The 7,907-nt window shown below is 37.3% G+C and carries 13 protein-coding genes and 1 tRNA gene; 9 read left to right on the top strand and 5 right to left on the bottom strand.

From position 1 onward, the window contains the following. The 5 genes from AMDU4_RS03480 to AMDU4_RS03500 form a co-directional block, all read right to left on the bottom strand. A partial coding sequence (locus tag AMDU4_RS03480) for a DNA-directed RNA polymerase subunit D (RefSeq protein WP_290704070.1) occupies window positions 1-524 on the bottom strand: 524 nt, incomplete at its 3' end. 2 nt (window positions 525-526) lie between these two features. Next, on the bottom strand, window positions 527-910 hold the full coding sequence (locus tag AMDU4_RS03485) for a 30S ribosomal protein S11 (RefSeq protein WP_009887283.1): 384 nt from the start codon (window positions 908-910) through the stop codon (window positions 527-529). Then, window positions 907-1,494, bottom strand: coding sequence for a 30S ribosomal protein S4 (locus tag AMDU4_RS03490; RefSeq protein ID WP_021786600.1), 588 nt, complete (start codon window positions 1,492-1,494; stop codon window positions 907-909). The genes AMDU4_RS03485 and AMDU4_RS03490 overlap by 4 nt, the downstream gene beginning before the upstream one ends. Before the next feature lie 9 nt (window positions 1,495-1,503). Further along, on the bottom strand, window positions 1,504-1,983 hold the full coding sequence (locus AMDU4_RS03495; protein ID WP_021786601.1) for a 30S ribosomal protein S13: 480 nt from the start codon (window positions 1,981-1,983) through the stop codon (window positions 1,504-1,506). An 847-nt stretch (window positions 1,984-2,830) separates the two neighbouring features. Continuing rightward, window positions 2,831-2,915 (bottom strand) — tRNA-Leu (locus AMDU4_RS03500). A gap of 94 nt (window positions 2,916-3,009) precedes the next feature. Between AMDU4_RS03500 and AMDU4_RS03505 the strand changes: the two genes are divergently transcribed. From AMDU4_RS03505 to AMDU4_RS03545, 9 genes are all read left to right on the top strand, one after another. Continuing rightward, on the top strand, window positions 3,010-3,261 hold the full coding sequence (locus AMDU4_RS03505; RefSeq protein ID WP_021786603.1) for a hypothetical protein: 252 nt from the start codon (window positions 3,010-3,012) through the stop codon (window positions 3,259-3,261). Window positions 3,262-3,310: 49 nt separating this feature from the next. Further along, window positions 3,311-3,700, top strand: a complete 390-nt coding sequence (locus tag AMDU4_RS03510; RefSeq protein WP_021786604.1) for a winged helix-turn-helix transcriptional regulator — start codon at window positions 3,311-3,313, stop codon at window positions 3,698-3,700. Window positions 3,701-3,754: 54 nt separating this feature from the next. After that, on the top strand, window positions 3,755-4,027 hold the full coding sequence (gene albA, locus AMDU4_RS03515) for a DNA-binding protein Alba (protein WP_290704073.1): 273 nt from the start codon (window positions 3,755-3,757) through the stop codon (window positions 4,025-4,027). A 162-nt stretch (window positions 4,028-4,189) separates the two neighbouring features. Then, complete coding sequence (locus AMDU4_RS03520) at window positions 4,190-4,336, top strand: hypothetical protein (RefSeq protein ID WP_021786606.1); 147 nt, start codon at window positions 4,190-4,192, stop codon at window positions 4,334-4,336. A 58-nt stretch (window positions 4,337-4,394) separates the two neighbouring features. After that, window positions 4,395-5,387 carry a polyprenyl synthetase family protein gene (locus AMDU4_RS03525; RefSeq protein ID WP_290704075.1) on the top strand — a complete coding sequence of 331 codons (993 nt, stop codon included), beginning with the start codon at window positions 4,395-4,397 and terminating at the stop codon, window positions 5,385-5,387. Further along, window positions 5,388-6,548 (top strand): ArsA family ATPase, encoded by a 1,161-nt coding sequence (locus AMDU4_RS03530; protein WP_021786608.1) that lies wholly within the window; start codon window positions 5,388-5,390, stop codon window positions 6,546-6,548. Between the two features lie 9 nt (window positions 6,549-6,557). Beyond that, window positions 6,558-6,743 (top strand): hypothetical protein, encoded by a 186-nt coding sequence (locus AMDU4_RS03535; RefSeq protein WP_021786609.1) that lies wholly within the window; start codon window positions 6,558-6,560, stop codon window positions 6,741-6,743. A 108-nt stretch (window positions 6,744-6,851) separates the two neighbouring features. Continuing rightward, on the top strand, window positions 6,852-7,340 hold the full coding sequence (locus AMDU4_RS03540) for a hypothetical protein (RefSeq protein WP_290704078.1): 489 nt from the start codon (window positions 6,852-6,854) through the stop codon (window positions 7,338-7,340). 90 nt (window positions 7,341-7,430) lie between these two features. Beyond that, complete coding sequence (locus AMDU4_RS03545; protein WP_021786611.1) at window positions 7,431-7,796, top strand: hypothetical protein; 366 nt, start codon at window positions 7,431-7,433, stop codon at window positions 7,794-7,796. Window positions 7,797-7,907: the final 111 nt, after the last annotated feature.

Raw genomic sequence — 7,907 nt, forward strand, 5'->3', positions numbered from 1 at the left:
TTCCTGTGCAATTTATAGGAAACACCAGATGTAGCCTGCCATTTGGCATGTTCCTTTCCACGTCCCAGTATTGCTTCACAGGTCACAAGCATTGCCTGGTTCTTTTTAAGTTCTATTATAGGTATAAGTGGATCGGAAACGGTAAGGTCAGGATTGTTTACCGGCATAATGTCAGATGAATACACCATTCCAGGTCCAAGTTTATTGATTGAATATGTTACAGTGCAAAGGTCACACCCCTTTCCGCCACATGAACATTCATCACGGAAATTCAATGACATATCCGTTTTTAATGGAATAAGCCCCAACCTTGAGGCAAGTACTTCATCAAACAATGGGAGTGACGAGTCATATACATTTCCATCAGCATCCCGTATTTCTCCATGGTGAAAAATAGCATTTTCTATGGCCAGCTTCGGTACATCATTAATCAGTGTACGCCTTATAGAGTTCGCAATTCCAGGAGTAATTCCATCTATAGAAAAACGGATAAAATTATCCTTCAATTCCAAAATCTTTATCATGCTTAAACTCTCCTTCCTCTTTTTCCGCCTTTCTTCTTTGTCCCATCATGTGGAGTAGGTGTTACTTCCTCTATCCTTAAAATTTTAAATCCGGCTCTTGAAAGAGTTCTTATGGCAGATTGTGCCCCGGGACCCGGTATTCTGGATCTGCTTCCTCCTGGAGCTCTGACTCTTATGATTAAATCTGTGATTTCCTTTTCCCTTAACTTCTCGGTAATTATATCCGAGGCTTTCATAGCGGCATAGGGGCTAGATTCCTCCCGGTCATTTTTAACAACCATACCACCTGTGGATTTTGCTATTGTTTCAGAACCTGTCTGATCTGTTATCAATATTATTGTGTTATTTTGTGATGCATATATGTGTGCAATTCCTATTTTATTCATTGAGCTTCACCTTTGCCTGCTTTTGCTGGTTCTTCCTTATCTTCCTTTTCTGCTATACCTGACAGGATGAGCCTGATGGGGTGTTTATCGTCTGAAAAAGGTGACTTTTCATTATATGTGATGCTGTCTTCTTCTCCTTTCTGCACAGCTATGCTTGGTATTGTTACAACATGGTCTCCAAGTTTAATATGCCCATGTGTAATTAACTGGCGTGCCTGTTTCATTGTTGTAGCCATGTTCAACTGGTATACAAGAGTCTGAAGCCTTCTGTCCAGTATGTTTTCAATATTAAGGGCGAGTATATCATCAAGCGTTGCGCCCTCACTTAAAAGGCTTAATCTGTCCAATTTCTTCAGTAAAAGCTGGAACTGTTTCTCTGCTATTGGGTCATTATATCTTACCTTAGCCTGAAGTGTTCTTGCCTGGGCTCTGTAAGAGGAAAGAGTTGCCTCTGCCTTCCATAATTCCCTTTTATTTTTTAATCCATATTTGGTAACAATCTCCCTCTCAGTGCCTATTCTTTCCTTTTCCCATGGATGCCTTGGCGTTGAGTATCTTTTTCTCTGAAATTTTTGATCTCCCATCATATCACCTTATTTTTTCTGTTCCTGCCTTTTTCTTATTACACCCATTGATAATCCATGCCTTCCATTTGAACGGGTTTTCTGGCCTCTTACCTTATGCCCCTGTTCATGCCTGAGCCCACGGTATGATCTCATTTTTTTCATTAGATTTACATCATCATTAATTTGAAGATTCAGGTCATTGGATAAAAGGTTAAGATTTTTCCCTGTGGGTACATCTTTCCTGTGATTTAGAAGCCATGCAGGCATTCCTTCATATTCCTTGTTTTCAACATATTTTCTTATTTCCAGAACTTCGTCCTCGCTTAATTCGCCTATCTGCCTGTTCTTATCCAGATTGAATTTCTTTATAAGTATATTGGCGAGCCTCTCACCTATTCCATTAATATCAGACAGGGCAAGACCGAGTTTTCTCTCTCCCTTTATATCCTTATTCGCGATTCGAACAATGTACTGAAAATTTTCATTATCTTTTTTGTTATCAGCCATATTACCATCCTGTTAAATGTAAGTTATTCCCTATTATTTAACTATATATATCCTTTACCATTAGTTTGCGGTCTCCCCTAACCATCTAAACATTCACCCTAGAGCTGTCATCTTCTTGATGCTTAAACTTCCGGGGTATAATCACATATCCACTATCCAGTTCACAAAGGCTTCAGCGATTATTTTTTTATTATGTTATGCACTGGTTGAGATCTGCATCAGAAGTCCATCTCAGCTGAACATTCATCTCTTTCATCTGCTTCTCTGGATACTTTTTCTTATTAGATGTGGATATCTAGGCATAAATGAGTGTTTTTCTATTCACATCCTTATTTAATAATGTGCAAATATCCGTATGAATGTAATAATAGTGGTTAGGCAATGACTGTATATCTTGCCATTCCAATTGTTGCAAATATTAAAGCCTCTCTGGAAATATACAGGAGATTTAGAGCATCATTTACCTTCACAGTTAATGATATAATGCATTACATGCACTTAGTGCTATTACAAAAATTAACTATATTTTAAAAAATTGATCCTAAAACAACCATCCCAAGTAACAGTAATACCATAATTATAACAACTATTTTTAAAGCTAATGATTTCATTCTGTTAATATATCATTAACTTATTAATATTTACCTTAAATTTATGGCGGAAATCTATGGCGACGTTGTACACCTATAGAAATAGTTTTTTTGTAGAATTTCATGCCAAAAATACTGTATATTTCAATATTTATAGTGTATAGCCTGTACATGGAACAAAGATTACATGTTCAAAAATATCACATTCCAGCCTGTAAACATGGCAAATTAAACTATACAATAAATCATCAGAATTATGCAAGGGACGGGATTTGAACCCGCGAACTCCTTCGAGATAGAATCTTAAGTCCTACACCTTTGGCCAAGCTTAGTTACCCTTGCATGCGGTTAATCTGTTTTATATTAATAAGTTTTTTTAACCGATGATTATCTTGCAATATAGCATAATATTTATAATATCTTTCACTAACATCTTATGGCAGAAGATAACAATGCAGTAATGGGGTTTAAGCTGGACGAAGAACCAAAGTGGATACGTGTTACGCTGGAGGATGGAACCGTGCTTGAGATTAAGACTGAAATAATGTCCATAATGAAGGTTGGAAATGACCCTAATACAGGACTCCCACAGTACAGTATAAACGCAGCCCCTATGATCAGGATGATGCGCGTGCCAAAGGAATCTATAAAGAAAAGTGGAGATACCGATAAGGGGTTATACAGGTAATAAAATATTCGTATAAATAGATTTAAATCGTTTCCGGTAATTGTGCATTATGGATGAGACTGATTACAATATTATAGATATTTTGAGGGAAAATTCCCGGGAGACGAATATGGAAATTGCCAGAAAACTTAATGTTTCTGAAGGCACAATAAGAAAGCGCATAATGAATATGGTGAATAATGGCATTATCCGCAAATTTACAATAGAGACATCAATATCTATAGAAGGCATAGTTTTGATTAAACTTGATTCCAGGCAGGCATCATCCACATTAAAAGTTTTAAAAAACCTTTACAGGGATATATATGAATTTTCAGGACGGATAGATGTGGCCGTAAGAATATCAAAGAGCACAATAGATGATCTGAATATGGAAGTAGATAAAATAAGGGATTTAAAAGGTGTAGTGAATACAGATACCATGGTAAGACTTAAATGATAAAGTAACGATATTATTATATATTCAGAATAAATGTACAATGGGGTAATTTACATGTCTGAAGAAAACGTAATCTTTGTGGGTAAAAAACCAACTATGAACTATGTACTGGCTATCGTGACGCAATTCAATAATTCCGATATAGATAGAATTATAATTAAAGCTAGGGGAAAAGCTATTAGCAAGGCAGTAGATATAGCCGAAATAACAAAACACAAATTCATCCAGACTGCTAAATATGAAAACATAAAACTTGATACCGAGACTCTTGATGGAGAAAACGGCCCATCAAATGTTTCGTCCATAGAAATAGTCCTGGTGAAATAATCTCTATTTTTCACATTCAATTAACAAAACTTCTACAAAACCTTAAATCGTAATTTTTAATACATTGTTACTGTTGGTGTTTCAGTCAACTATCTTCTCTCTAAGGGAAGAGTTTTGTTCAGTGAGGAACAGCGCAGGAGTTAATTAAGGGGCTTTGAAAAGATGAAAGAAAAGCAGAAGTTAGACCGGAGAGATACATACACACCTGCAGATGCTCTATATGGAAAATCAATCGTTGTAAAAGGAGTAGAAAAGAAGTTGGATATATACACTAGGAAGTTTAAACTGGTAAAATACGGTGAGGATTGAGATTTACTACACAATTCCTCCCCACACTTTCTCATGGGGTCTCCCTGGGAGGAGTGAGATGAAAAATTTCTATGAGTGGCAGTATGGCCTGCGGGATAAAATAAACGAGGTTAATTTCAGGCTTCTTGAATCTATTAAGACAGATCAAAGTTACCTTTTTGACATGGCTAAATATACGATAGACGCAGGGGGAAAGCGCTTCAGGCCGCTTCTCACTATATTGTCCTATGAGATTTCATGCAACGAATCCTACAAAAAAATACTCGATCTTGCTGCAGGTTATGAGCTTATACACACAGCAAGCCTGATACATGACGATATAATAGACAAATCAAAATATCGCCGAGGAAGAGAGACTTTATCTTCCCGGGATGGAATAGATAACGCTATAGTTGTGGGTGATTATCTTTTCGCAAAAGCCTATGAGCTCGGGTCAAGGTATGGAAAAGAGGTTTCAAAGGTAATGGCTGATGGATCCTCACATCTGGCTGAGGGACAGATCATAGAATCTTTGAATATAGGAAATCTTTCCCTGGATATTGAGACCTATAACAATATTATAAAGAACAAAACCGCATATTTTTTCTCTGCCTGTGCTGAAGGGGCAACAATTGCAGCCATGGCTTCACCGGACGTGAGGAAAAAACTCAGTGCCTTTGCATATAATATGGGAATGGCATTCCAGATAACAGATGATATACTTGATATTGTGGGAAATGAAAAGGAAATGGGAAAGCCTACAATGGTTGACCTGAACCATGATGTTATAACACTACCCATAATACATGCGCTGACAAACGCTTCGGAAGGAAATAAAAAAATATTAATAACCATCCTCACCGGAAAATACAAGGAAGATGATTATAAAAGCAAATTCCGCCATATACTTTTTAAAACAGGGTCTCTGGAATATGCTTTTAAGGTTGCAAAGGACTATATTTTAAAATCAGTTGACAATCTCAACGGCATTGGAAGATCTGATGATTTAGGGCTTTTAATGGATCTGGCGCTTATAGTAGTTGATAGAATTAATGAATCAGGAGTGATATGAATGGCAAGAGTATTACTGTACACAGGAAAAGGAGGAGTTGGAAAAACGAGTGTTGCAGCATCAACGGCAGCAATGCTGGCAAAGCAGAACAGGAAAACCATAGTCATGTCAACGGATCCTGCACATAGCCTTGGCGATTCTCTTCAGGCGGAAATAAAATCGGATCCCACAAAAATCTCCGAGAATTTGTATGCTCAGGAGGTTAACATCAACGATGCAATACAATCACACTGGAGTGATCTCCGTGAGTATCTGACTGCACTGTTCCAGTATCAGGGCCTGGATCCAATCTCAGCAGATGAGATTGCAATCCTTCCGGGATTTGAAGAGGCAACATATCTGCTCTACATAAATGACTATATAAAAAGCAATTCCTATGATGTTATAGTGGTAGATAGCGCACCAACAGGAGAGGCTCTGAGAATGCTTTCATTTCCCGAGGTAATGCGATGGTATATGGAGAAAGTGTTTCCCATCAGCAGGACCGCTGCCAAAATTGCCAGACCTTTAATGAGGCCATTTTCGGGCATACCAATGCCAAACGACAAAGTGTTTAAAAGTGCCGAAACTCTATATGACGATCTGGGAACAATTCACAACATACTGGAAAACCCAGATATAACTTCTATAAGGCTTGTCACCAACGCAGACCAGATGTCCTTTAATGAAACGAAGAGGGCATTCACATATCTACTTCTATATGGCTACCCTGTGGATGCTGTAATAGCCAACAAAATATATTCGGAGGACACCGGCGATTTCTTCCAGAAATGGAGGGAAACCCAGTCTGTGATTCTGAAAGACCTGGATGCTTCATTTCCAGAAATAAAAATACTGAAAAGCTATCTCCAGAATTACGAGCTTATGGGGCAGGAAAAAGTATTGAAATTCGGCCAGGAACTTTATGGTGATTTGGATCCTTACTCTGTTTTTTACAGGGGGAAGCCAGTAGAGTTTATCAGGGAGAACGGAAATACAGCTGTAAAATTAAAGTTGCCTTTTGCAGATAAGAAGGATCTTAATCTATATAACAGAGCAGGCGAACTTATTGTGGAAGTACAAAACTGGAAACGTATACTTTATCTACCGCAGACCATGGCAAATCTTCAGCCAACCGGAGCCGAACTGAGAAACGGTTATCTATATATAACATTAAGTTAATTACTGTACATGGACAAAAAGACTGTCATTCAGATAAATATAGAGGTACCTCATATCATTGGCACGGCACTGGAAGAAAGTAAAAAATTCTTTGAAGGTGGAATGGAGCTTCTGAGGTTCGGTTCAAGGATTATAAATAACAATCCCGGGAAGCAAAAACCTGCTAAAGAATTAAACAAAATAGAGATAAAATGAACCTATCTAGCTAACCACCAAGGGATATACAGAGAGTCGGAAAAGAAACTAAATAGTCTTTTATGTATCATAAAGGATGATGATTCAATCCATGAAAAGTGTGATATTGTGACAGGTGAGATGGAAATATACCTTCACACTAATATCCCTGCACATATGTTCACTGCTGCAAAGCATATAGTTGCCAAGTATCATGAAAGAAAGGCCATGCTGTTTGCCAATAATCCAGAACACACCATACCGGGGACAAACAACAATATGGAACAGTTCTTTAGAAAACTACGCAGGAATGTGAGAAAGAGGTGTGGAAACATTGCTACAGGAAACATTCTTGCACAGAGCGGTGTATCCTTAGCAATATTCCAGAATATGGACAATCCAGAATATGTTAAGATTGTCTTCGGAGATAAGGATATTCCATCTGTATTTGCAAGGTACAGAAAACCATTCAAGAAACCTGGAATGACAAAAAACAGGATTCTGAAACTGATAGATACAGGAACAGATATGATGCTCAATGATTCATTGCCCGATACCCCATACAATGATAAAATGATGGACAAAGCCAATGAAGTACGAAATTCAACCGCAGTGTAATGGCATATTTCAGTAAAATCTACCGGACAATTTCCGCCATAGACGTAACCACAAAGTTTAAATATTAACGATATATATATATATATAATTATGAGCCGAAATATAATAAATTATATCACTAAAAGATATAAAAGTTATAGAATATTGGGAATTGGTATAATATTTGTATCTTTTGGGATTATAGCTATAATGGCATTAGATGGTATAAACTTATATGGAAACAGTGCAATTATGGCACTATATTATACCGGGCATATATCTTACCATTCGGCTGAATTATCTTTAGCTGCTCTTGGATTTGGTGATGGTCCTCTAGTTGCGTACCTTTTGAGTACTGCAGGATACACGGCTTACATAGATGGTGCAACTTTAATCTTTGTTAGATATGCTGTAATAGATCTTTTAGGTATTTGGGGATGGATTATATTGGGAGCCGTAGCAGGAACTGCAGCATGAATGGTGAAAAGAACAAAAAAGTATATTATTTTTACGATTATTTGCTATATTATTTTAGTTTTTTATACTTTGCGGTGTTGTTTATTAGTTACTTTCACAGTACCAGTCTCA

It is taken from the genome of Ferroplasma sp. Type II, assembly GCF_000496155.1.

Coding starts and splice junctions, on each gene's coding strand:
- AMDU4_RS03485 (WP_009887283.1), bottom strand. CDS start 910: ATGAATAAAATAGGAATTGCACACATATATGCATCACAAAATAACACA.
- AMDU4_RS03490 (WP_021786600.1), bottom strand. CDS start 1,494: ATGGGAGATCAAAAATTTCAGAGAAAAAGATACTCAACGCCAAGGCAT.
- AMDU4_RS03495 (WP_021786601.1), bottom strand. CDS start 1,983: ATGGCTGATAACAAAAAAGATAATGAAAATTTTCAGTACATTGTTCGA.
- AMDU4_RS03505 (WP_021786603.1), top strand. CDS start 3,010: ATGGCAGAAGATAACAATGCAGTAATGGGGTTTAAGCTGGACGAAGAA.
- AMDU4_RS03510 (WP_021786604.1), top strand. CDS start 3,311: ATGGATGAGACTGATTACAATATTATAGATATTTTGAGGGAAAATTCC.
- albA (WP_290704073.1), top strand. CDS start 3,755: ATGTCTGAAGAAAACGTAATCTTTGTGGGTAAAAAACCAACTATGAAC.
- AMDU4_RS03520 (WP_021786606.1), top strand. CDS start 4,190: ATGAAAGAAAAGCAGAAGTTAGACCGGAGAGATACATACACACCTGCA.
- AMDU4_RS03525 (WP_290704075.1), top strand. CDS start 4,395: ATGAAAAATTTCTATGAGTGGCAGTATGGCCTGCGGGATAAAATAAAC.
- AMDU4_RS03530 (WP_021786608.1), top strand. CDS start 5,388: ATGGCAAGAGTATTACTGTACACAGGAAAAGGAGGAGTTGGAAAAACG.
- AMDU4_RS03535 (WP_021786609.1), top strand. CDS start 6,558: ATGGACAAAAAGACTGTCATTCAGATAAATATAGAGGTACCTCATATC.
- AMDU4_RS03545 (WP_021786611.1), top strand. CDS start 7,431: ATGAGCCGAAATATAATAAATTATATCACTAAAAGATATAAAAGTTAT.